This window comes from Bordetella bronchialis (assembly GCF_001676705.1).
In the GTDB taxonomy this organism is placed as follows: domain Bacteria; phylum Pseudomonadota; class Gammaproteobacteria; order Burkholderiales; family Burkholderiaceae_B; genus Bordetella_C; species Bordetella_C bronchialis.
In genome coordinates, this window is record NZ_CP016170.1 from 3,840,001 (window position 1) to 3,863,278 (window position 23,278).

Consider the following 23,278-nt stretch of genomic DNA (forward strand, 5'->3'; position numbering starts at 1 on the left):
CTGGAACTTTGCGCGTCTTTCGCTATGAAATGGCTGATCCCAGGCCTATGGCTGGCCTCTATCCTGTACGGGCACTACCGCGGCCGCGTACGCCTGGCCTGGTCGCGAGTCTTCCTGGACCATTCCGTGCTGCTGGCGCCCGTGAACGCCTTCATGGTGCTCGCCTCGCGCGTGCCCACCACCCCTTATGTGTCGACGCGCGAAATCCCCGAACTGCAGGTGCTGCAGGACAACTGGGAGATCATCCGCGACGAGGCCCTGCAAATGGCCGAACTGCGCCGCATCAAGGCGGCCGAACGCCACGATGACATCGGCTTCAATTCCTTTTTCAAGTACGGCTGGAAGCGCTTCTACCTGAAGTGGTACGACGCCCGCCATCCCTCGGCGGAAGCGCTCTGCCCGCGCACCGTCGCGCTGCTCAGGACGCTGCCCAAGGTAAAGGCCGCGATGTTCGCGGAACTGCCCGATGGCGGCAAGCTGAACCCGCACCGCGACCCGTTCTCCGGCTCGCTGCGCTACCACCTGGGGCTGGCCACGCCGAATGACGACCGTTGCTATATCGACGTCGACGGCGAACGCTACAGCTGGCGCGACGGCGAAGGGGTGGTGTTCGACGAAACCTACATCCACGAAGCCCACAACCAATCCGGGCAGAACCGCATCATCCTGTTCTGCGACGTGGAGCGGCCGTTGCGCTGGCGCTGGGCCGAGGCCTTCAATTCGTGGTTCGGCAAGGTGGTGATGTCCGCCGCCAGCTCGCCCAACGACGAAGGCGACAAGACCGGCGCGATCAACCGCCTGACGCACGCCCATTGGCGGCTCGACCAGGCACGCAAGCGCTTCAAGGCCTGGAACCGGCCGCTTTACAAGGCGGTGAAGTGGAGCCTGGTGGTCCTGCTGGTCGGCGCCTTCGTCTGGATCTGAGCGCGGCGCGACCGGCGGTCCCAGCCTAGCGCGCCCCGGGCTGGCGCGCCCCGGGCTGGCGCGGCGGCTTGTAGGCGGAAATGACCGGGCGGATGCCGCGGGCGCGCTCCATCTCCGCGTAGACCTCGGCGATGAACGCGGCGACCTGGTCGCCCAGGCCCTTCAGCCGCAGGCGGCGGAACCACGGTGGGCCGCCGGACCACCCTCGCCTGGTTTGGAACGCGCGGCCTTTCAGGATGGTGTCGCTCATGGTCTTCTCCCGCAGACAGGATGGATGAAGCTACCTGAACGATGATATGCCTCGCGCTTGACGCATGGCAATGGCCGGTCCCCTGCGCGGGGCGCCGCGTGGCACTTGCGCCACGCCGCCATCCTAGCGCCGCATCGACTCCCAGGACTTCTGCAGGCGCTTCACCGATACCGGCATGGGCGTACGCAGCTCCTGCGCGAACAGGGCCACCCGCAGCTCTTCGAGCAGCCAGCGGAACTCGTCCAGGCGCGCGTCGGGCGCCCCCTTGAGCGCCGCGCGGGCGCGCTGGTATTGCGTCAGCAAGGGCGCCATCTCGGCCATCAGGCGCTGGTCGCGCCCCGGATCGGCACGCAGCTTGTCTATGCGCGCGACGGCCGCCTTCAGGTAACGGGGGAAATGCGCCAGCTGGGCATAAGGCGACTCACGCAGGAAGGCGGGCGGAACCAGGGCGCCGACCTGCTGCTGCAGGTCCGCATAGGCCGCCGCATGCGCCTTGGCCTGGGGCAATTTTCGCTGCAGCGCGGCCCACTCCGCCAGCACCGCCGCGGCCAGCCGCGCGACCTCCTGCGCCAGGAGTCCCAGCCGGCTTTTGCCTTCCAGGCGCCGCGACTCGAACTCCGCCTGATTGACCGGCCAGGGGTCGGCCAAGCAAGCCCGCTCCAGGGCGCAATCGATGATCTGGTCGCGCAGGAACTCTTGCGTGCCCAGCGGCATGAACAGCATGCTCATGCGGGTCAGGTCGGGCAGGTTTTTTTCCAGGAACTTGATCTGCTCGCGCAGTCCCAGCCGGAACAGCCGCAGCAGGCCGGCCCGATGGTGCTTGCGCGCCTCGTCGGGGTCGTCGAAGACGTCCAGGTCGCAGTGCGTGCCGCGGTCCACCAGCGCCGGATAGCCGATGACGGACTGGCCCTTGCGCTTGATCTCCATGATTTCCGGCAGTTCGCCGAAGGACCAGCTGGTCAGGCCATCCTGGGCCAGCGCCTGCGCCACCTGCGTATCGCGCGCGGCCAGCTGCTGGAAATCCGCCTGCGCCTGGCGGCCGAACTCGGCCTTCAGCGAGGCCAGGTTGCGGCCGGCCGCCAGCATGCGCCCATGCTCGTCGACCACGCGGAAATTCATGAATAGATGCGCCGGCAGCGTTTCCAGCTTGAAATCGGCGGGCTGGGGGCGGACCTTGACCTGATCCCACATATCCGTCGCCAGGGCGTCGAGCAGCCCCTGCTGGGGGTCGCCCAGGCGATCGAACCAGCGGTCGTAGAAACCCGCGGCATAGTCGGGCAGGGGCACGCAGTGGCGGCGTATCTTCTGCGGCAGCGACTTCAGCAGCAGGTGGACTTTTTCCTTGAGCATGCCGGGCACCAGCCATTCGCAGCGCTGCGGGTCGATCTGGTTCAGCGCGAACAGCGGCACGGAAAGCGTCACGCCGTCGCGCGGCGAGCCGGGTTCGAAGTGGTAATCCAGCGCCATGGTGACGCCCTGCCATTCCACCTTCTTGGGAAAGACCTCGGTCGTGATGCCGGCGGCCTCATGGCGCATCAGGGCGTCGCGGGTCAGCAGCAGCGCGTCGGCCGCGGGCTTGTCCAGGCCCGCGTACCATTTTTCCAGGGTTGCCAGCTGGCTCATCCCGGCCGGGATCTGCCTGTCGTAGAAGGCCTGGATCAGTGTGTCGTCCACCAGGATGTCCGGCCGCCGCGCCCGATGCTCCAGTTTCTCGATCTCGGCGATCAGGCGGCGGTTGTGGGCGACGAAGGGCAGGCGCGTGTCCAGCTCCCCCGGTACCAGCGCATCGCGGATGAAAATCTCGCGGGCATGGTCGGGGTTGATGCGGCCGTAGTGCACCCGCCGTCCGGTGTAGATGGTCAGGCCATACAAGGTGGCGCGTTCGTTGGCGACCACCTGCCCGGCCTTTTTTTCCCAGCGCGGATCGGACCAATTGCGGCGCAGCAGATGCGCCGCGGCGCGTTCGATCCAGGCCGGCTCGATGCGGGCGACGCAGCGCGCATACAGGCGCGTGGTTTCCACGAGTTCGGCCGCGACGATCCAGCGCCCCGCCTTCCTGGCCAGCCGCGAGCTGGGATGGATATGGAAGCGGATGTCCCGCGCGCCCTGGTAATGCCCGCCCTCGTCGCTTTTGTAGCCGATATTGCCCAGCAGCCCGCTGAGCAGCGCCATATGGATCTGTTCGAAGGTGGCTTCGGCCTGGTTCAGGCGCCAGCCTTGTTCGCCCACCACCGCGGCCAGTTGCGTATGGACATCGTGCCATTCGCGCAGCCGCAGCGGCGACAGGAAGTTCTGGCGCAGCAGGCCCACCAGCTTGCGCTGCGATGCCTTGTGCTGGACCTGTTCGCCGTACCAGCGCCACAGCTTCAGGAAGGACAGGAATTCCGATTTGTCGTCGGCGAATTTCGCATGCGCGTTCTCGGCGGCTTCCTTTTCCTGCATGGGACGGTCGCGCGGGTCCTGGATGGACAGCGCCGACGCGATGACCAGCATTTCCGCCAGGCACTGCTGTTCGCGCGCGGCCAGGATCATGCGGCCGATGCGCGGATCCAGCGGCAGGCGCGCCAGCTCCTGTCCGGTGCGGGTCAGGGTGTAGACGATGCGGGGCTGGTCATCGCCGCTGCCTTCCGCACCGTCCTGCTCGCCGCGCTGCACGGTTTCGATGGCGCCGAGCTCCTGCAGCAGGTGGTAGCCGTCGGCGATGGCGCGGCCTGGCGGCGCCTCGACGAAAGGAAAATCCTCGATGTCGTCGAGCTTGAGCGACTTCATGCGCAGGATCACGGAAGCCAGCGATGAACGCAGGACCTCCGGATCGGTGAACGGCGCGCGGGCGTTGAAGTCGGCCTCGTCGTACAGGCGGATGCAGACGCCCGGGCCGACGCGCCCGCAGCGTCCCGCGCGCTGGTTGGCGGAGGCGCGGCTGACGGGCTCGATGCGCAGCTGCTCGACCTTGTTGCGCCAGGAATAGCGCTTGACCCGCGCCAGGCCGCTATCGACCACGAAGCGGATGCCGGGGACCGTCAGCGAGGTCTCGGCCACATTGGTGGCCAGCACCACGCGCCGGCCGCTGCCGCGCGGCCGGAAGATCTGTTCCTGTTCCGCCTGCGAGAGGCGCGCGTACAGCGCCAGGACCTCGGTGCCGACGGGGTGTTGCTTGCGCAAAGCCTCGGAGGCCTCGCGGATCTCGCGTTCGCCGGGCAGGAAGACCAGGATATCGCCAGGGCCGTGGCGCGCGCATTCGTCCACGGCGTCGACGATGGCGTCGATCAGGTCGCGCTCTTCGTCCCCGGCGCGCTCGCGCGCCGGACGGGCACCGGCATCGGGCGCGGCGGCCCGGCCGGATGCCGGCCCGGCATCGTCGTCGACATCGTCGCGGCGAACCGGGCGATAGCGGACTTCGACCGGATACAGGCGCCCGGAGACCTCGATGACCGGTGCGGCCCGATCCGGCGCCTCGGCGAAATGCCGGGCGAAGCGTTCGGCGTCGATGGTGGCGGACGTGATGATGACTTTCAGGTCCGGCCGCCGCGGCAGCACGCGCTTCAGATAGCCGAGCAGGAAATCGATGTTCAGGCTGCGCTCGTGCGCCTCGTCGATGATCAGCGTGTCGTAGCGCTTGAGCAAGGGATCGCGCTGCGTCTCGGCCAGCAGGATGCCGTCGGTCATCAGCTTGATCGCCGCGTTGGGCCCGGTACGGTCATTGAACCGGACCTGGTAGCCGACGACCTCGCCCAACGGGGTTTCGAGCTCGTCGGCGATGCGGCGCGCCACCGAGGTCGCCGCCAGCCGGCGCGGCTGCGTATGGCCGATCATGCGCGTACGGCCGCGCCCCAGGTCCAGGCAGATCTTGGGCAGCTGCGTGGTCTTGCCGGAGCCGGTTTCGCCACTGACGATGACGACCTGGTGGGCGGCGATCGCGCGCGCGATCTCATCGCGGCGGGCGCTGACCGGCAGGTCTTCGGGATAGCGGATGGCCGGAATGGCGCGCGGCGCGGGAGCGGGGGCGGTGGCGGGCGGCGAGGCAGGACGGGACGGCGCGACCGCTTCAGGCGCGGCCCGGCCGCGCCGAGAGGGAATCTGGGGCTTGACGGTCATTCCCGCGATTATAGTTTCCGCGTGGCGGGCGCCCTCCCCGGGGCGTTCATGGGCGCGCGCCGTGCGGCCCTGGCGACGTCGCGACTATGGGCGACTTTGTCCGGCCCCGGTCCGCCCGGCCGCGGGCATGCCAGCTCCGACCGCGGCCTGCGCTAGCGGATGATCAATTTGCCATCGGACAACTTGGCCGTACCGGCGGGCATGTCCTCGGTGATTTCCTCGCGCCGGTTGACCACCTGCAATTCCACCCCGCCATGGATCTTGCGCGAGGCGTGGATCGTGGCGTCCTCGGCCACGGAGTTCTCCGCGGCCAGGCGCCGCTCGCGCGCGTCGACGCCGGCCAGGTCCTTCATCAATTTGGCATGGGTCTGCACCGCGCGCTCGCCGATGCCATTGGCGGCTTTCTCCGGGTTCTTGCGCAAGAAAATCAGCAGCTGCTCCAGCTTGCCTTTTTCCTCCTGCAAGCGCTTGCGCGTGCGCTGCAGCGCTTCCTTCTGGGCCTGGGCATGCGGATTGACGCCGACCTGGATAATGGTTTTGACGCCCGCCATGGTACCCAGCGTGGCGGCCCGCACGCCGCGCAGCGCGCGCACCTGGCCGCCGCTGATGTTGCCCTGGGTGGAGCCCTTGGCGCCCACGGTGACGGTGTGGCCGGCGTTCACCTCGCTCTGGCGGATTTCGCTCTCGACCTCGACATTCTGGCCGGCATTGATCGAGGCATTGCCGATGAAGCGCGCCTTTACCGAACCGCGTGCCGTGACCTGGGCCAGCCGCGCGGCGGGTTCCGCCGTGGTGGCGCCTTCCGCCGCACCCATGATGCCGCCCTTGACCACCACGTTGCCGCCGGCGTCGATGTGCGCGGCTTCCACCGTGCCGCTGACCAGGACGTCGCCGCTGACCTTGACCGACATGCCGGTGGTGACATCGCCGCGTACCTGCAGCGTGCCCTCGAAGTTGATGTTGCCCGAGTTCAGGTTGACGGCGTCGACCTCCACCACCGGATTGACCGACACGCCGCAGGGCAGCATGGAAGGCGCGCCGTCGATGGCGGCCACCAGGATCTCCGGATCGTTGGGATCGCGCGCCACGCCGGCCAGATTCTCGTCGTAGGGCAGATCCTCCGGCGCCGGGGCCGGCGCGGGATTGCCATACACATCGATGCCGTCCGTGCCGAGCGTACCGGGAATCCGCCGCATCAAGGGCATGCCGGCCTTGACCAGGACCAGATTGCCCAGGGAGCGGTAATCCACGGGCGCGTTCTCGTCCACGTCGGCCGCGGCCTGCCGGGTCAGCAGGCTCTCGAAACGGGTGGGCTGGCCCTGCTTGGGAGGAATGCCCGAGGCGATCAGCGCCGCTTCCGTGGCACCGCCTTCGACCGCCTGCAGCAACGTTTCCTCGTCCAGGCCATAGACGATGCCATGCCCGGTCAGGGCGGCGCGGACGTCTCCCAACTGGACGGCGCGCCCACCCCTGGCCGGATGCAGCGTCAGGTAGACCTGCAGCTTGTCCTCGGAGACCTCCAGTTCGAAAGCGCCGTCGACCACTTCGCCGATGACCGCCTCGACCACGCCGTCGCCCTCGGTCGCCGGCGCGACGGCCGCCTCGGGCGCGTCCATGAGCTCCAGGGCGGCGCCCAGGCGTGCCGCGCTGGACTCGATGGCGGCCAGTTCGCCGGATACTTCATGGGCGATGGAGGCGGCCGCTGCCACCGTGGTGCCGGCCTGGCGCAGGGCTTCGGCGCTGATGCGGGCAGCAGCCTCCTGGCAGCGCGCCAGGAATCCCGCGACCGCTCCGCTGTCCAGCGCATCGACGCTCCAGCCGCGAGCCGCCAGCGCGGCCTGCAACATCTCGCTGTCGGGGGGTTCCACCGCCGCCGCGGCACGAAAACCGGCACGCAGCTCGCGGGTCGCCGGATCCAGGGTCAACCAATAGGATTGCGTCACTGCCGTGTATCCTCGAGAAATTACCGCGCTTCGGAGAGGACGGCTTATCTCCCTGGCGGCTTGGTATCGTTGTTGAGACCCGAAGTCGGTTTTTTTCGTGTCGACAATTGCATCAGGCGCATATTTCAAATTATTAACGATGAAACTTCAAGTTGCGACCCTTTTTTTCTGAAAATTAAGCAGGCTTTCCCGCCCGGACCGCGCCGTTTCCGCCTGGACGGCGCCCATCGCCGCCCCGTCCGGTCCGGGCCGCATTTCTCACGGAGACTCTCGAACATGGATCTGGGCATTGAAGGACGTACCGCGCTGGTGTGCGCATCCAGCAAGGGACTGGGGCGCGCCTGCGCGCTGTCGCTGGCACGCGAGGGCGTGCATGTGATCATGTCGGCGCGGGGCGCCGAAGCGCTGGAGGAAGCCGCCGACGCGATACGGCGCGAAACCGGTGCCCGCGTCACCACGGTGGCCGCCGATGTCACCACGGCGGAAGGCCGCGCCCGCCTGCTGGCCGCCTGCCCGGATCCCGATATCCTGGTCAACAATGCCGGCGGCCCCAAGCCCGGCGATTTCCGCGAATGGTCGCGGGACGACTGGATCAAGGCGCTGGACGCCAACATGATCGCCCCGATCGAACTGATCAAGGCCACCATCGATGGCATGATCGGGCGCCGCTTCGGCCGCATCGTGAACATCACCTCTGCTGCCGTGAAGATGCCCATCGACCACCTGGGCCTGTCCAACGGCGCGCGGGCGGGCCTGACCGGCTTCGTGGCGGGGCTGGCGCGGCAGGTCGCGGAACACAACGTCACGATCAACAACCTTTTGCCCGGGCCGTTCGAGACCGACAGGCTGCGCGGCACGGCGATCGCCACCGCGCAAAAAACCGGCAAGACCGTCGAGGACATCCTGGAGGCGCGGCGCCGCACCGTGCCGGCGCGCCGGCTGGGCGACCCGGCGGAATTCGGCGATGCCTGCGCCTTCCTGTGCGGCGCGCGGGCCGGATTCATGACGGGACAGAACCTGGTGCTGGACGGCGGCACCTACCCCGGCACCCTGTAGGACCCCATTGCCGGACCGGCGTTAACAGGGCGGCGGCGCGATCACTATAATTTCGCGATTCAACCCAGGTTCCGCCTGGCCGCCTACCTGTTCTTTCCGGCTCTTCACCGCACCATGCCCGACCTGGATCAAGAAACCGTCTCAGCCCTGGAAGCCCCCGGCTTCGCGCCCGCGCAATTCGTGCGCTGGTTTCGCGAGGTCGCCCCGTACGTACATGCCTTTCGCGGCAAGACCTTCGTGGTGGCCTTCGGCGGGGAACTCATCCAGGCCGGCGCGCTGAACACACTGGTTCAGGACCTGTCCCTGCTGTCGGCGCTGGGCATACGGCTGGTGCTGGTGCACGGATCCCGTCCGCAGGTCAACGAACAGCTGCGGCTGAAGGGTTTCAGCCACCAGTTCGACCGCGGCTTGTCACCCACCGACGCCGCGTCGCTGGAATGCGCCAAGGAGGCGGCCGGCGAGATCCGCCTGGATATCGAGGCCGCCTTCAGCCAGGGCCTGCCCAACACGCCGATGTCGCATTCCCAGATACGCGTCATCTCGGGCAACTTCGTCACCGCGCGGCCGACCGGCGTGATCGACGGCGTGGATTACCGGCACACCGGCCACGTGCGCAAGATCGACGTCGACGGCATGCGTTTCGCCATGGAAAAGGGCTCGGTGATCCTGCTGTCCCCGCTGGGTTTCTCGCCCACGGGCGAAGCCTTCAACCTTGCCATGGAAGACCTGGCCACCAGCGTGGCGGTCGCGCTGCGGGCGGAAAAGCTGATCTTCCTGTCGACCACCGAAGGCGTGCGCAACGAAGACGGCTCCATCGACACCGAGCTGGCGCGCGTGGACGCCGATGCCCTGCTGGCCAAGGGCGGCCTGGACGAGGACACGGCGCTGTTCGTGAAGTACAGCTCGCAGGCGGTCAAGCGCGGCGTGGCCCGGGCGCACGTGGTTCCCTTCGGGCTGGACGGCAGCGTCCTGCTGGAGATCTTCACCCACGACGGCGTGGGCACCATGGTGGTCGAGGACACGCTGGACGACCTGCGGCCCGCCACGGTCGACGACGTGGGCGCCATCCTCAGCCTGGTCGAGCCGCTGGAAGCCGACGGCACGCTGGTGCCGCGGGGCCGCAGCGTGATCGAGCGCGACGTGGAGAACTTCACCGTGCTGGAGCACGACGGCGTCATCTACGGATGCGCGGCCCTGCATCCCTACAAGGAAGAGCAGATGGCCGAAATGGCCTGCCTGATCGTCCATCCGGAATGGCAGGGCTCCGGCGAAGGCGAATTGCTGCTGCGCCACATGGAATCGCGCGCCCGCGCGCTGGGCGCCAAGCGCCTGTTCGTGCTGACGACGCGTACCTCGCACTGGTTCATGAAGCGCGGCTTCGTCCAGGGCGGCATCGCCGACCTGCCGCGCGACAAGCAGCAGCACTACAACCGCTCGCGCAACAGCCTGGTATTCATCAAGCGCCTGTGACGCCGTACGCCGCCGGACGGGCGTTTCGGTAAAATCGACGATCCAACGTTTATCCGGCAGCCATACCCATGACCCGTACCGTCCATTGCGTCAAACTCAAGCGCGACGCCGAAGGCCTGGACTTTCCGCCCTACCCTGGCGAACTCGGCCAGCGCATCTGGCAACAGGTGTCCAAAGAGGCCTGGGAGGAATGGAAAAGCATCCAGACGCGCCTGGTCAACGAAAACCGCCTGAACCTGGCCGATGCGCGCGCGCGCAAGTACCTGCAGCAGCAGATGGAGCGCTTCCTGTTCGAGGACGGCACCGTCGAGGCCCAGGGCTACGTTCCGCCCTCGGCCTGAAACGCGGCCCGGCCTGAAACGCGGCGCCACCTGGAACACGGCGCGGCCCGCCCGCGTCGGCCCACCTGACCCGGACGAGAAGTCCGGCCGTGGGGGTCGACGCGGGCGGGCCGTTTTTCTTGCCGCGGCGGCTCGCCTGCCGCTGCCGGGCCGTCGGGCGGGGATGCGCCGCCTTGATGACCGGTCGCCCCGAAGCGGGTCGCTTCGTAGCGGGGCGACAAGGCGCCGCATGCGGCCCGGCGCTTATTCCGTGGTTTCGGTGCTTTCCTCTTCGCCGCGGGCCTGGCGTTCGGCATTCTTGGCGCCCGTGTGACGCACGTCGGCGCCGCGCACCATGTAGATGACCCGCTCCGACATGTTCTTGGCATGGTCGCCGATGCGTTCCATGGCGCGCGCGATGAAGATCAGGTCGATCGAAGGCGTGATGGTGCGCGGATCCTCCAGCATGAAGGAAATCAGCTGCCGCAGCGCGGCCTTCCACTCCTTGTCCACTTCCTTGTCGCTGCGCACCACCTGGGCGGCCTGCACCGGATCCAGCCGGGCGAAGGCATCCAGCGACTGGCGCAGCATGGCGCGCACGCTGTTGGCCATATGGCGCAGGTCCACCAAGGGAGTGACGCGCACTTCGCCGTCGTTGATGCGGCGGGCGACGGTGGCGATTTTCTCGGCCTCGTCGCCGGAGCGCTCCATATCGGTCAGCATCTTGGACACGGCCAGCAGCATGCGCAGGTCGATCGCCGTGGGCTGGTGGCGCGCCAGGATATAGCTGATGCGCTGGTCGATTTCGACCTCGTAGCGATTGACTTCCTTTTCCCGTTCGCGGACCTTGTCGACCAGGTCCAGATCGCCGTTGGCCAAGGCGTCGATCGCGTCCTGGATCATGGCTTCCACCACGCCGCCCATCGCCAGAAACTGCGAACGGACCGCTTCCAGGTCGGCATCGAATTGTTTGTTTGTGTGCTCGGTCATCCGGGCTCCCTGCGGGGTTGACGATGGTTCCATTGCCATGCGAGCCTCCAAGAAATGCCATCAGGAAGTCCCGGGCCGCATCGGGGGGCTAGGTTATGACTTCCATGTGACAGGATTATGAACCGGTCGCCGGGAACCGGGCACCGGTCACCGCGCGCTACGGGCGCGCAAGCCGCCTGATTCCGTTCTGCGTGGCCAGCAGCGCGACGTCGGCCCCCGGCTGGGTGAACAGGCCGCACGTGACGACACCAGGCAGGTTATTGATATGCAGCTCCAGCGCGGGCGCATCGTCGATCCGCAGGCCGGCCACGTCGAGTATGACATTGCCGTTATCGGTGATGAAACCCTCGCGCAGGCGCGGCTGGCCGCCCAGCGCCGCCAGCTTGCGGGCGACGGCGGCCCGCGCCATGGGGATGACCTCCACCGGCAAGGGGAAGGCGCCCAGGCGCTCCACCAGCTTGGATTCGTCGGCGATGCAGACGAAGCGGTCGGCGACGGAGGCCACGATTTTCTCCCGCGTCTGCGCGCCGCCGCCGCCCTTGATCATGTGCAGGCGGCCGTCGATTTCGTCCGCGCCATCGACGTATATGGGCATGTGCTCGACGTCGTTCAGGTCCAGCACCGCGATGCCCAGCGCGGACAGGCGCGCGGCGCTGCGTTCCGAGCTGGCGACGGTGCCGCGCAGGCGACCCTTGAACCGGGCCAGGCCGTCGATGAACAAGTCCGCCGTGGAACCCGTGCCGACACCGATGATGACGTCCGGGCCGGCGACCTGGTCGACGACCTCCAGTGCCGCGGCGGCGGCCTGCTGTTTCAATTCTTGCTGGCTGAGCATGGGAACACCCGATCGGAAAAAGCGCGGATAAACAAAGGGAAGCGCAGCAATTTAGCAGATTGCCCGCGATCCGCCCCGCCGCCATCCATGCGCCATATCGTGCGCGCTTGCTTCGACATGCGGCACGATGGAAACCGCGCGGGCGGCCGCCCGCGTCGCCGCTTGCACGCTAGCGCGATGGCGGGTTCTCGTCGTCCGCCGTTGGCGTGGCCTCTTCGGCAAGCTGGGCCAGCAAGGCGGCCGGCGTGGCCGCGTCGTCGGGCAGGGCCTCCACCGCCTTCAGGCTGCGCAGCATGGCGCGGGTGCGGGTTTCCGTCTGGCCGATCTTGGAACTGGCTGTCTCCAGCGTGCGCTTGACGCCGGCCAGCGCATCGCCGAAACGGCCGAACTCCGTCTTCACGGCGCGCAGTACCTGCCAGACCTCCGAGGAACGCCGCTCGATGGCCAGCGTGCGGAAGCCCATCTGCAGGCTGTTCAGCAAGGCGGCCAGATTGGCCGGCCCGCTGACATTGACCCGCAGGCGGTGCAATTTGTCCAGCAGCCCGGGACGCCGCAGGACTTCGGCATACAAGCCTTCGGTGGGCAGGAACATGATGGCGAAATCCGTGGTGTGCGGCGGCGCGATGTATTTGTCCGCGATGGCGCGCGCCTGCAGCTCCACCGCGCGCGCGAGCGCGGCGGCCGCGGCCCGCGCGGCGTCCGGGTCGTCGGCCTGTTCGGCGTCGACCAGGCGCTCGTATTCCTCCTTGGGGAATTTGGCGTCCAGCGGCAGCCACACCGGCTCGCCGTCATCGGCGCGGCCCGGCAGGCGGATGGCGAACTCCACGATGGCATCGCTGCCCGGGACGGGCTTGACGTTGCAGCCGTACTGGTCCGGCGTCATGGTGTCTTCCAGCAGACGGGCCAATTGCACCTCGCCCCAGGTGCCGCGCGACTTGACGTTGGTCAGCACCCGCTTCAGGTCGCCCACCCCCGAGGCCAGGCTCTGCATTTCACCCAGGCCCTTGTGCACGGCTTCCAGCCGTTCCGACACCAGCCGGAAGGATTCGCCCAGGCGCTGCTCCAGCGTGGCATGCAGTTTTTCGTCCACCGTGCGCCGCATCTCGTCCAGCTTGCCGGCGTTTTCCGCCTGCAAGGCCAGGAGGCGCTGGTCCACGGTTTGCCGGATCTCCTGCAGGCGCCGGTCGTTCATGTCGGTCAGGCGCTGGACCTGCTCGCCGAAGACCGCGCTGAAACGCCCCAGGGCGTCCGCGGATTCCGTGCGCGTGGCCAGCGCATCACGCGCCAGGGTGGCGCGCAGCGCTTCCAGTTGGCCGCCCAGTTCCACCCGCAGGTCGCGCATGGCGTCGCCGAGCTCGCCGCGCAGGCCGCGCTGGCTTTCCGCGAGTTCGCCGCGCAGTGCGGCCGCCGCCCGCTCCTGTTCCGCCAGGCGGATGGCCAGCTGATCCGTCCCCCTGGCTGAACGCCCGGTACGCCAGGCGGCCGCCAGCGCCGCCAGGGCTGCCACCACGGCGGCCACCCCGATTCCTGCCAATACGATGTCGCCTTGAAGCAACACTGAACCTCTCCCACTCATCCGTTGGCATTGTAGGCCGCGCGCCACAAGCAACAGGTTTCGCTTTGCCTGCGCGAATTAAACAGTCACACTACGTTCATCGTTGAATTTTCGTCATATAACTGTGGCCGGCAAAAATAATCACAAGCGCCACACGAGCGATACGGCTTGCGCCATGAGTATTGTCCCCTTCCCGGCCCGGCGTGAACCGGCTGCCCCCGCGGCACAGCCGGCGCCCCTGGCTACCGAGGCCTACCAGCCGTTCCGGCTGCTGGACCTGACGGGACTGCGGCCCATCGCATCGGGTGCCGAACGGCTGGTTTACCAGCACCCCCATGACCCTTCCCTATTGGTGAAAGTGGTCGATTTCCCCGCCGTGGCGGAGCACCTTAGCACGCGTCCGCTGCGCCGCTGGCGCAAGGATCGCCAGCGCGAGGGCGCCTACCGCAACCATGTCGCCGAACTGGCCGAATACACCGCCGCGCAGAATGCCGCGGCCGGGCGGTGGAAGGTGCCGATGGCGCGCATCCTTGGCCTGGCGCAGACCAGCATGGGACTGGGATTGCTGGTCGAGAAGATTACCGACGGCCAGGGCGGACTGGCGCCGACCGTGGAACAGATCGTCCGCGACCGCGGCCTGGACGAGTCCCTGGCACGCGAGCTGGATTACTTCTTCGATACCCTGGCGGACCACCACATCATCCTGAACGATGTCTCCGCGCGCAACGTCGTCATGGGCTTGAACGCCGATGGCGAGGCGGGCCTGTACCTGATCGACGGCTTCGGCTCCAAGCAAGCGGTGCCGCTGTTCGCCTACAGCAAGTTGTTGAACCGCCGCCGCATCCTGCGCAAATACCAGGTATTGCGCGCCAAGTTGCAAGCCCGCAGCCTTGCGCGCCTGCAGGCGCGCCGGCAATCGAGCGAACTCGACAGTTAGGGGAAAGAGCGCGAAGCGCCGAGAAAAAGCCGGAAAGGGTCAGGTCCGCAAGGCCTGACCCTTGCAAGGCCGGCCCTGACGCGTGACCCAATCGTAGTCGCGTCCCGCCACCTGTCCGCGGCGCAGCGGATTGCGGGTACAGAACGGCGCATAGGCAGGATCGACGAAGCGATACGGCAGATGCGGATCGCGCCCTTCGGGTATGCCCAGGCGCACGGTGCGCACCAGGCAAGACGGCCGCGCGCCGATATCCTCGACGAAAAAGTTTTCCGGGTCGAAATGCCCGCCGTCCCAGTCGGGGACCTTCAAGGCCAGCGAGCGGCACAGCAGCGTCTGGCCGGCGCACAGGCGCTGGGGCGGGCGGCTGCGGCCCAGGGCGTCCGGATTCAGCGCCTGCATGCACGCCAGCGCGTCCTCGCCCGACACGGCGTCCACCCAGGGATGGCCGGACTTGATCAATACGGCATTGCCGGGTCCGCCCGCGCTGATGTTCAGGGAATCGCCGCCGCGGGCGTAGTACATGTAGATCGTGCCGCCGTCCATGAACAGCGCGCGCCGCTTGTGCGTATAGCCGAGCGAGGCATGGCTGCCCTTGTCGCGCAGGTAGTAGGCTTCGGTCTCGATGATGCGGGCCGACAGCCACAGGCCGCGGTAGCGCCGGCGCAGCACCATGCCGATGAGCTCCCGGGCCACCTGGCGGGCATCGCGGTCGAAGAAGGAGTCGGGCAGCATGGGGCCGGGCCCGATGGCCGGAACGGCGTCAGGCAAAGCGTTCGGTATAGCGTTTTTCCGAAAAGCCCACCGTTGCCACGCCATCGGGCGTGACGGTCACCGGGCGGCGGACCAGGGCGGGATATTCCGCGATCAGGGCCTGCCACTGGGCGTCGCCGGCGGCCGCCTTGCGGGCTTCCGGCAGCGCGCGCCAGGTCATGGAGGTGCGATTCACCAGTTTTTCCCAGCCGCCCACCTGCTCGGCCCATTGCTTGAGCGTGGCGGGCGGAACGGGGTTGTCGCGGTAGTCGACGAACTGGTGCTTGACGCCATGTTCGTCCAGCCACGCGCGCGCCTTGACGCAGGTACTGCATTGCTTGAGTCCGTACAGGACGGTCTGGTTCACGTGTTGACTCCCCGGTTTTCCGCGCGGCGCTGCAGGCGGTTGGCCACCACGACGCATACGCCGACGATCAGGATGAAAATGGCCGCGAGCGCGTTGACCTCCGGCTTCAGGCCCAGGCGCACGCGCGAGAAGACTTCGATCGGCAGCGTGGTGTAGCCGGGCCCGGAAAGAAAGGATGACAGGATCACGTCGTCCAGCGACAGGGTGAAGGACAGCAGCCATGCCGATGCCAGCGCGGGCGCGATCAGCGGCAGCGTGATGGCGAAGAACACCTTCAGCGGCGTGGCGCCCAGATCAAGCGCGGCTTCCTCCAGCGAGCGGTCCAGGTCTCGCACGCGCGATTGGATGATCACCGCGACGAAGGCCATGCAGAAGGTCGTATGCCCGACCCAGATCGTGAAGATGCCGTTCTCCGGCCAGCCGATGGCGGTGCGGACCTCGACGAACATCAGCAGCAGGGAGATGCCGATGACGACCTCCGGAATGACCAGCGGCGCGCTGAGCATGCCGATGTACAGGGAAAAGCCGCGGAAGCGCCCCATGCGGGCCAGGACGTAGCCGGCCCAGGTGCCGATGACGGTGGCGGCCGTGGCGGCCAGCGCCGCGACCCGGAAGGACAGCCAGGCCGCGCTGAGCAAGGCGTCGTCCTGCAGCAGCGAACCGTACCACTTGAAGGAAAAGCCCGACCACGACGTCACCAGGGGCGAATCGTTGAACGAGAACACCACCAGGCTCAGGATGGGGATGTACAGGAAGGCGAAGCCCAGGCCCAGGGCCAGCGCCCGCATGCCGCGATGAGGCCCTTTCATTCGCGGGCCTCCCGGCCGGGTTCGACCTGTTTGACCTGGTTGTACTGGAACAGCGCCAGCGGTACCAGCAGCAGCAGGACCATCACGCAGGTGACCGCCGCGGCCATCGGCCAGTCGGCATTGTTGAAGAACTCGCTCCACATGACGCGGCCCATCATCAGGGTATTCGCGCCGCCCAGCATTTCCGGGATGACGTATTCGCCCACGGCCGGAATGAATACCAGCATGGCGCCGGCGATGACGCCGGGCCGGGACAAGGGGACGGTGATCTGCCAGAACGCCTGCCAGGGCCTGGCGCCCAGGTCGTAGGCGGCCTCCAGCAGGCGCAGGTCCATTTTGACCAGGTTGGCGTACAGCGGCAGGATGAAGAACGGCAGATAGGAATACACCATGCCGATATAGACCGCCAGGTCGGTGCGGTAGATTTCCAGCGGCTGCGAAATGATGCCCAGGCCCAGCAGCAGCTTGTTGAGCAGGCCGTCGTTGCGCAGGATGCCCACCCACGCATACACCCGCAGCAGCAGCGAGGTCCAGAACGGCAGGATCACCCCGAGCAGCAGCAGGTTGCGCGTGGCCGGCGCCGAGCGGGCGATGTAGTAGGCCATGGGATAGCCGATCAGGATGCAGCACAGCGTGCTGATGGCCGCGATTTTCACCGAGCTCAGGTAGGTGGCCAGGTACAGGCTGTCGGTGAACAGCAGCGCGTAGCCGCGCAGGTGCAGGCTGAAGTTCAGCGCCTCGTCCTTGAGCTCCAGCAGCGGCGTGTAGGGCGGCACGCCGAATTGCAGGTCGGCGAAGCTGATCTTGAGCACCAGCAGGAAAGGCACCAGCAGGAACAGCGCCAGCCAGGCGAACGGCGGCACGATGGCCAAAGCCCGCGGGGAAGGCAGCAGGCGACGCAGCGGCGCGGCGTTCATGAAGGCAGCACCGTCGCGCTGTCGGCGTCCCACACCACGTAGACTTCCTCGTGGATGGCCGGCGCGTCGTCCTGCGCGAAGACGCGGCGCGGCACGGTGGCCTCGACCGTCATGCCCGAATCCAGGCGGATGTGGTAGCGCGCGTAACCGCCCATCCATGCCATGTGCATGACCACGCCGTGCGCCCAGTTGTAAATGCTTTCGGGCTGTTCGCGGGAAACCACGATGCGCTCGGGGCGGATCGATACGTAGACCTGCATGCCCAGCGGCTCGCTGACGCCATGGCTGACGTACAGCTGGCGCGACAGCTGGTCCGATTCGATGGCGACGTGGTCGGGCTCGTCCACCACGATGGTGCCCGGGAACAGATTGGTGCTGCCGATGAAGCCCGCGACGAAGCGCGAATTGGGAAATTCGTAGACGTCCTGCGGGCTGCCGATCTGCACGATCTGGCCTTCGGTCATGACCGCCAGCCGGTGCGCCATGGTCATGGCCTCTTCCTGGTCATGGGTGACCATGATGCAGGTGACGCCGACCTGTTCCAGGATGCGCACCAGCTCGATCTGCGTGGCCTGCCGGATCTGCTTGTCCAGCGCCGACATGGGCTCGTCCAGCAGCAGCAGCTTGGGGCGCTTGACCAGGCTGCGGGCCAGCGCGACGCGCTGCTGCTGGCCGCCGGACAGCTGGTGCGGCTTGCGCCGCGAATAGCCGGCCATCTGCACCAGGTTCAGCGCCTCGAACACGCGATCGTGGATTTCCGCGCGGTCCACGCCTTCCTGCTTCAGGCCGAAGGCGACATTGGCCTCTACCGACATGTGCGGAAACAGCGCGTAGGACTGGAACATCATGTTGACGGGCCGCCGGTACGGCGGCACGTCGGTGATGTCCTCGCCATCCAGCAGGATCTGCCCCGACGTGGCTTCCTCGAAGCCCGCCAGCATGCGCAGCAGCGTGGACTTGCCGCAGCCGGAACTTCCCAGCAGCGCGAAGAGCTCGTTGCGGCGCACCGACAGGTTCACCGAACGGACGGCGACCGTGTCGCCAAAGATTTTCACCAAGTCGGAAACGCGAACGATCTCGTCGGCATCCGTCGCGTGAGGGGCCGCGTAACGGCTGTCGTTCATGATGCTTATCGCCCGGACTTCAGTTCAGCCCACATACGGGTTTGCAGGCGCAGGATGTTGATGGGTTGCGCCTTGATGACGTACAGCGTCTTGGACACCTCGGCGGGCGGGTAGATCATGGGATTGTCCGCGACGTCCTTCACCACGTACTTGCGCGCTTCCTTATTGGCGTTGGGATAGAACATCTTGTTGGTGATCGCGGCGTGCACCTGCGGCGTCTCGATGTAGTTGATGAACTTCATGGCGTTTTCGGGATGGGGCGCATCCTTGGGCACGGCCATGACGTCGAACCAGGCGGGCGCCCCGCCCTGCGGGATGAAGTAATTGACGTCGAAGGTCTGCTTGTTCTGCCGGGCGCGGTCGCGGGCGATCATGACGTCGCCGGAAAAGCCGTACACCATGCAGAGGTCGCCGGACGCCATTTCGTCGATATAGCCCGACGAGCTGAACTGGCGGATGTACGGCCGGATTTTCTTCAGGACCTCGAAGGCGGCCTTGTAGTCGTCGGGATTGCTGCTGTTGGGATCCTTGCCGATGTAATGCAGCACGGCCGGAAAGACCTGGGCCGCCTCGTCCAGCACGGAAATGCCGCAGTCCTTCAGCTTGGCGGCGTTCTCGGGCTTGAACAGCATGTCCCAGCTGTTCAGCGGCGCGTCCTTGCCCATGATCTGCTGGACCTTGGTGACGTTGTAGCCGAGCCCGTTGGTGCCGTAGCCCCAGGGCACGAAGTACTTGTTGCCGGGGTCCACCTGGGCGACCAGGGCCATGACCTCCGGGTCCAGGTACTGCAGGTTGGGCATCTTGGACTTGTCCAGCGGCTGGAACAGGCCGCCCTGCAGCTGGCGCGAGGCATAGTGCGTCGAAGGCACGACGACGTCGTAGCCGGACTTGCCGGTCAGCAGCTTGGCTTGCAGCGTGTCGTTGTTGTCGTAGGTGTCATAGCGCACCTTGATGCCGGTTTCGCGTTCGAAGCCCGGAATCGTGTCCGGCGCGGTGTATTCGGCCCAGTTATAGACGTTGACGACGTTTTCCTGCGCCTTGGCCGCCGACAGCGCCAGCGCCGCCAGCACCGCCGCCGCGACGCGCACACCCGCGTTGATACCCATATCCCAGAGCCCCTTGCCGAGAAGATTTGCGTTGATGAGGGTGTGCCGGACCGTCGCCAGGCTGCCGCTCGCAGGCGCGGCAGGCCCGCCTGCCGGCGGCAGGCCGCCCCGGCAAGCGGGGGCTGCCCGCGCGCAAAGGCAAAATGATAATTCGTTTTCCCCCGGCAGTCAGGCCGGCGCCCGGGCCATCCGCTCGCGGTAGGACTGGTCCAGCTTTTCGAAAAACGCCAGGCCCGCCGCCCCCCCGACCTTTTCCAGCGACCGGCGCAGCCGTTCGATATTGCGCCGCTTGCCCGCGTCCGACACCCCGCCCTGGCGTCCCCGGTCGAAATCGATGATCCAGGCCTTGCCGCGGGCATCGAGCAGGATGTTGTAGGCGTTCAGGTCCGCATGCCAGACGCCGGCCTGGTGCATGCGGGCGATCGCCTCGGCGGCCACGTCCCAGACGGGCTGGTCCAGGACGCCGGCCAGGGGACGCACGTCAGGCAGGCGCGCCACCAGGATGGCGGCTTCATACGCCAGCGGTCCCACCCGCCAATAGGCGGCGGCCAGCGGGGCCGGTACGGGCAGGCCCTGCGCGGACAGGGACTCCAGCAGTTGGAATTCCATGAAGCAGCGCGTGCGGGCTTCCCCCAGCCAGACGTAGCGCTGGCGGCTCAAACGGGCGACCAGGCCGCCGCGCCGGTAGTGCCGCAGGACACCGCTGCCGAACTCGCCGTCCACGAACCAGGCCGCCTGGCGCCCGCCCTGCTGCACCGGCTGGGCCGCCGTACCGTAGAAGGCGGGGTCGAAAAGCGCGGGGGCCGGCTGCGCGATACGCGCGGCGTCGTAGCACATCGCGCCGGGCCTTTCGCCATCCCAGGCCATGCGGCGATCGTCAACCGGCACGATTTCGCATCCAGTCCGCGGTGCCATAGAAGGCATGCAGGAGGCGGTCCATCAAGGGCGGCGGCACATTCATGTCCTGCATGGCGCGCCCCATGCAGGCCACCCACTGGTCGCGTTCGGCCTCGCCGATGGAGAACGGCAGATGGCGCGCGCGCAGGCGCGGGTGTCCGTAGCGTTGCACGTAGTAGTCCGGACCGCCGAAATAGCCGCAAAGAAACAGGAAGAGTTTTTCGCGTGCCGAGTCCAGGCTGGGGCCGTGCGCGGCGCGCAGGGCCGCCAGGTCGGCGTCCATGTCCATCAGATCGTAGAACCGGTTGACCAGGGCCCGCACGGCCTCTTCGCCGCCCAGTTGTTCGAAGATGGTGCGAGTGTGGTCCAGGGGTTCGAAAATGGGTTCGACCCGCGTGGTGGTAGTCATAGGGCTTCCCGGAGCGTGACCAGGGGCGGGGTGCGCAGGACGCCGCGCAGGGCCAGCGCCCCGCCCGCCCAGGCGGCCAGCATGCCCGCGGCGATGCCGGCCACCCAGGGCCACAGGCTGAAAGTGATATCGAAATCGAATACGCGGCGCGACAGCGCCCAGGCGACCGCGCCGGCGCCGGCCGCCCCCAGGGCGCCCGCCAGTCCGCCCACGGCCAGCAGCTCGATGCGCTGCGCGCGCGCCAGTTGTTGCCGGGTGGCGCCCAGCGCCCGCAGGACGGCGGCCTCGCGCACGCGTTCATCGCGCGTGGCGGCCAGCGCCGCGGTCAGCACCAGCACGCCCGCCGCCAGGGTGAAACCGAACAGCAGTTGCACCGCCCGCGCGACCTGGTCGAGCACATCCTGCAACTGGCGCAGAATGGCATCGACGTCGAAGACGGTCAGGTTGGGAAAGCGCTGTACCAGACGGGGCAACAGCTCCGGCTGCCCCGCGGGCAGGCGGAAAGACGTGATCCAGCTCTGCGGCGCGTCGGCCAGCACGCTGGGCGACAGCATGGCGAAGAAGTTGGCCCGCATGGTGTCCCAGTCCACCCCACGCATGCTGGTCACGGTGACATCCACCGGCTGGCCGGCGATGTCGAAGGTGAGCTTGTCCCCCATGTGCAGGCCCAGCGTCTGTGAGATGCCGGACTCCATGGACACCTCGCGCGAGTCGGGAGGCATCCATTGGCCTGCTGCCAGGGTGTTGTAGGACGGCATGCGGTCGCTGTACGAAAGGTTGAATTCGCGATCCACCAGGCGCCGCGCGCGCTCGTCGGTGTAGTCGGCCGACGATACCGCGCGGCCGTTCACGGCCACGAGGCGGCCGCGGACCATCGGGAACAGCGTGACGTCGCCCACGCCGGCGCCAGCCAGCGTCTGCGCGACGGCCGCGCGCTGGTCGGGCTGGATATTGATCAGGAACCGGTTGGGGGCGTCGGGCGGCAGCGTACGCTGCCAGCCGGCGATAAGATCGGTGCGGGTCATGGCCAGCAACAACAGCGCCATCAGCCCGATGGAAAGCGCGCACACCTGGGTGATGGTGGCGGCGCGGCGCCGCACGACACCGGCCAGGGCAAAGCGCAGCGCCGGCATGCCGGCCACGCCATGGCGCAAGCGCGCCAGCGCCTGCACGCACAACCAGGCCACCAGCGCGAAGGCCGCGAAGGCGCCGAGGAAACCGCCGGCGATGACGGCCCCCAATCGGGCGTCTCCCGCGAACCACCAGATCAGCAGCGCGAAACCGGCCGCGCCCACCGCATAGCCCAGGACGCTGCCCATGCGCACCCCACCGGCGTCGCGCCGCAGGACGCGCGCGGGCGGCACATGGCGCAGTTGCGCCAGCGAAGGCAGGGCGAAGCCCAGCAGCAGCCACAAGCCGGTCACCAGGCCCTGGGCGGCGGGGATGGCGGACGGCGCGGGCAGGTCCACCCCGACCATGCGGCCCAGCATGGCCATCAGGACCAGATGCCCCAGATAGCCCGCCAGCCCGCCCAGGATGGAGCCGGACAGGCCGACCAGCACGAATTCGGCGGACAACATCCGCGTAACCTGCTGCTGGGTAGCGCCCATGCAGCGCATCACGGCGATGCCGTCGCGATGGCGCAGCATGAAGCGCGTGGCGGCCAGCGCCACGGCCACCGCCGAAATCAGGACCGCGAGCAGCGCCACCAGGGACAGAAAGCGCTGCGCGCGGTCCAGCACGCGGCGGATCTCCGGCCGGCCGGATTCCACCGTGGCGATTTTCTGCCCGCGCTGCAGGCGCGGCCCAAGCCATTCCATATAGGAGGACACGGACTGCGGCGCGCCGGCCGCCAGCAGGCCGTAATCGACGCGGCTGCCCGGCGCGAGCAGCCCCGTCGCCGGCAATTCATCGGCGCGCATCAGCACGCGCGGCGACATGTTGACGAAGGACATGCCGCGGTCGGGCTCGTAAGTGACGACGCGCGCGATGCGGAACCGGCTGTCGCCCAACGCGATGGAGTCACCCATCTTCACGCCCAGGGCCGCCAGCAGTTGCGGGTCGACCCACACGGTGCCCGCTTCGGGTATGCCGCGGGTGGGGCTTTCCGCGGCGGCCGGACCGGCGGCGGTGCGCAGGCTGCCGCGCAGCGGGTAGCCGTCTTCCACTGCCTTGAGGGAAACCAGCTGGGCGCCCTGCCCCGCCGACGCCATGGAGGGAAACTGATAGGTATGTACCAGGCTCAGGCCCCGGTCGCGCGCCTGGTTTTCGAAGGCGGGCGGAATGGGCTCGTCCGCGTCCAGCACGATGTCCCCGCCCAGCATCTGGGCGGCGTCGCGTTCGAGCGCACGGCCGACACGATCGGCCAGGAAGCCCACGCTGGTCACGGCGGCGACCGCGACGACCAGGGCGATCAGCAGGAGCCGCAGTTCACCGGAGCGCCAATCGCGCAGCAGCATGCGCGCGCCCAGGCGCACGGCGGGAATGGGGCCGATGGATGCGCCCGCCGGGACGGCGGCGCCCA

At 67.7% G+C, this 23,278-nt stretch carries 20 protein-coding genes; 5 read left to right on the top strand and 15 right to left on the bottom strand.

The annotated features are described in order from the left end of the window. Window positions 1-24: 24 nt before the first annotated feature. On the top strand, window positions 25-924 hold the full coding sequence (lpxO, locus tag BAU06_RS16945; RefSeq protein WP_066352497.1) for a lipid A hydroxylase LpxO: 900 nt from the start codon (window positions 25-27) through the stop codon (window positions 922-924). Between the two features lie 25 nt (window positions 925-949). Here lpxO and BAU06_RS16950 read toward each other — a convergent pair whose 3' ends face one another. The 3 genes from BAU06_RS16950 to BAU06_RS16960 form a co-directional block, all read right to left on the bottom strand. Continuing rightward, window positions 950-1,174, bottom strand: a complete 225-nt coding sequence (locus BAU06_RS16950; protein ID WP_066352498.1) for a hypothetical protein — start codon at window positions 1,172-1,174, stop codon at window positions 950-952. A gap of 123 nt (window positions 1,175-1,297) precedes the next feature. Beyond that, entirely contained in the window at window positions 1,298-5,269 is a 3,972-nt protein-coding gene (gene hrpA, locus BAU06_RS16955) for an ATP-dependent RNA helicase HrpA (protein ID WP_082993729.1), read from the bottom strand. A 152-nt stretch (window positions 5,270-5,421) separates the two neighbouring features. After that, on the bottom strand, window positions 5,422-7,212 hold the full coding sequence (locus BAU06_RS16960) for a DUF342 domain-containing protein (protein WP_066352503.1): 1,791 nt from the start codon (window positions 7,210-7,212) through the stop codon (window positions 5,422-5,424). Between the two features lie 276 nt (window positions 7,213-7,488). On the opposite strand from BAU06_RS16960, the gene BAU06_RS16965 reads away from it, so the two are divergent. The 3 genes from BAU06_RS16965 (at window position 7,489) to BAU06_RS16975 (ending at window position 10,079) form a co-directional block, all read left to right on the top strand. Continuing rightward, on the top strand, window positions 7,489-8,268 hold the full coding sequence (locus BAU06_RS16965) for an SDR family oxidoreductase (protein ID WP_066352506.1): 780 nt from the start codon (window positions 7,489-7,491) through the stop codon (window positions 8,266-8,268). A 114-nt stretch (window positions 8,269-8,382) separates the two neighbouring features. Beyond that, on the top strand, window positions 8,383-9,738 hold the full coding sequence (gene argA, locus BAU06_RS16970) for an amino-acid N-acetyltransferase (protein WP_066352513.1): 1,356 nt from the start codon (window positions 8,383-8,385) through the stop codon (window positions 9,736-9,738). Between the two features lie 68 nt (window positions 9,739-9,806). Further along, on the top strand, window positions 9,807-10,079 hold the full coding sequence (locus BAU06_RS16975; RefSeq protein ID WP_066352515.1) for an oxidative damage protection protein: 273 nt from the start codon (window positions 9,807-9,809) through the stop codon (window positions 10,077-10,079). Between the two features lie 243 nt (window positions 10,080-10,322). On the opposite strand, the gene phoU is transcribed toward BAU06_RS16975, so the two are convergent. From phoU to BAU06_RS16990, 3 genes are all read right to left on the bottom strand, one after another. Further along, on the bottom strand, window positions 10,323-11,048 hold the full coding sequence (gene phoU, locus BAU06_RS16980; protein ID WP_066352517.1) for a phosphate signaling complex protein PhoU: 726 nt from the start codon (window positions 11,046-11,048) through the stop codon (window positions 10,323-10,325). Between the two features lie 157 nt (window positions 11,049-11,205). Further along, on the bottom strand, window positions 11,206-11,883 hold the full coding sequence (rpiA, locus tag BAU06_RS16985) for a ribose-5-phosphate isomerase RpiA (protein ID WP_066352519.1): 678 nt from the start codon (window positions 11,881-11,883) through the stop codon (window positions 11,206-11,208). Between the two features lie 169 nt (window positions 11,884-12,052). Beyond that, window positions 12,053-13,441, bottom strand: coding sequence for a DNA recombination protein RmuC (locus BAU06_RS16990; protein WP_231933893.1), 1,389 nt, complete (start codon window positions 13,439-13,441; stop codon window positions 12,053-12,055). A gap of 172 nt (window positions 13,442-13,613) precedes the next feature. On the opposite strand from BAU06_RS16990, the gene BAU06_RS16995 reads away from it, so the two are divergent. Next, window positions 13,614-14,375 carry a YrbL family protein gene (locus BAU06_RS16995; protein WP_082988289.1) on the top strand — a complete coding sequence of 254 codons (762 nt, stop codon included), beginning with the start codon at window positions 13,614-13,616 and terminating at the stop codon, window positions 14,373-14,375. A gap of 39 nt (window positions 14,376-14,414) precedes the next feature. Here BAU06_RS16995 and BAU06_RS17000 read toward each other — a convergent pair whose 3' ends face one another. From BAU06_RS17000 to BAU06_RS17040, 9 genes are all read right to left on the bottom strand, one after another. Further along, on the bottom strand, window positions 14,415-15,107 hold the full coding sequence (locus tag BAU06_RS17000) for a DNA-3-methyladenine glycosylase (RefSeq protein WP_066359251.1): 693 nt from the start codon (window positions 15,105-15,107) through the stop codon (window positions 14,415-14,417). A gap of 28 nt (window positions 15,108-15,135) precedes the next feature. Beyond that, window positions 15,136-15,492 carry an arsenate reductase gene (locus BAU06_RS17005; RefSeq protein ID WP_066352524.1) on the bottom strand — a complete coding sequence of 119 codons (357 nt, stop codon included), beginning with the start codon at window positions 15,490-15,492 and terminating at the stop codon, window positions 15,136-15,138. After that, complete coding sequence (locus BAU06_RS17010; protein WP_066352527.1) at window positions 15,489-16,301, bottom strand: ABC transporter permease subunit; 813 nt, start codon at window positions 16,299-16,301, stop codon at window positions 15,489-15,491. The genes BAU06_RS17005 and BAU06_RS17010 overlap by 4 nt, the downstream gene beginning before the upstream one ends. After that, entirely contained in the window at window positions 16,298-17,218 is a 921-nt protein-coding gene (locus BAU06_RS17015; protein WP_066352529.1) for an ABC transporter permease subunit, read from the bottom strand. Before BAU06_RS17015 ends, BAU06_RS17010 begins: the two co-directional genes overlap by 4 nt. Then, a complete protein-coding gene (locus tag BAU06_RS17020) occupies window positions 17,215-18,342 on the bottom strand; it encodes an ABC transporter ATP-binding protein (RefSeq protein WP_066352531.1) in 1,128 nt (375 codons plus the stop codon). The genes BAU06_RS17015 and BAU06_RS17020 overlap by 4 nt, the downstream gene beginning before the upstream one ends. Window positions 18,343-18,347: 5 nt before the next feature. Beyond that, window positions 18,348-19,448 carry a polyamine ABC transporter substrate-binding protein gene (locus BAU06_RS17025; protein WP_066352536.1) on the bottom strand — a complete coding sequence of 367 codons (1,101 nt, stop codon included), beginning with the start codon at window positions 19,446-19,448 and terminating at the stop codon, window positions 18,348-18,350. Window positions 19,449-19,616: 168 nt separating this feature from the next. Next, window positions 19,617-20,336, bottom strand: coding sequence for a 3-deoxy-D-manno-octulosonic acid kinase (locus tag BAU06_RS17030; protein ID WP_415834916.1), 720 nt, complete (start codon window positions 20,334-20,336; stop codon window positions 19,617-19,619). Beyond that, on the bottom strand, window positions 20,326-20,754 hold the full coding sequence (locus tag BAU06_RS17035) for a group II truncated hemoglobin (RefSeq protein ID WP_066352541.1): 429 nt from the start codon (window positions 20,752-20,754) through the stop codon (window positions 20,326-20,328). Before BAU06_RS17035 ends, BAU06_RS17030 begins: the two co-directional genes overlap by 11 nt. Further along, a complete protein-coding gene (locus tag BAU06_RS17040) occupies window positions 20,751-23,213 on the bottom strand; it encodes an ABC transporter permease (RefSeq protein WP_066359253.1) in 2,463 nt (820 codons plus the stop codon). Before BAU06_RS17040 ends, BAU06_RS17035 begins: the two co-directional genes overlap by 4 nt. Window positions 23,214-23,278: the final 65 nt, after the last annotated feature.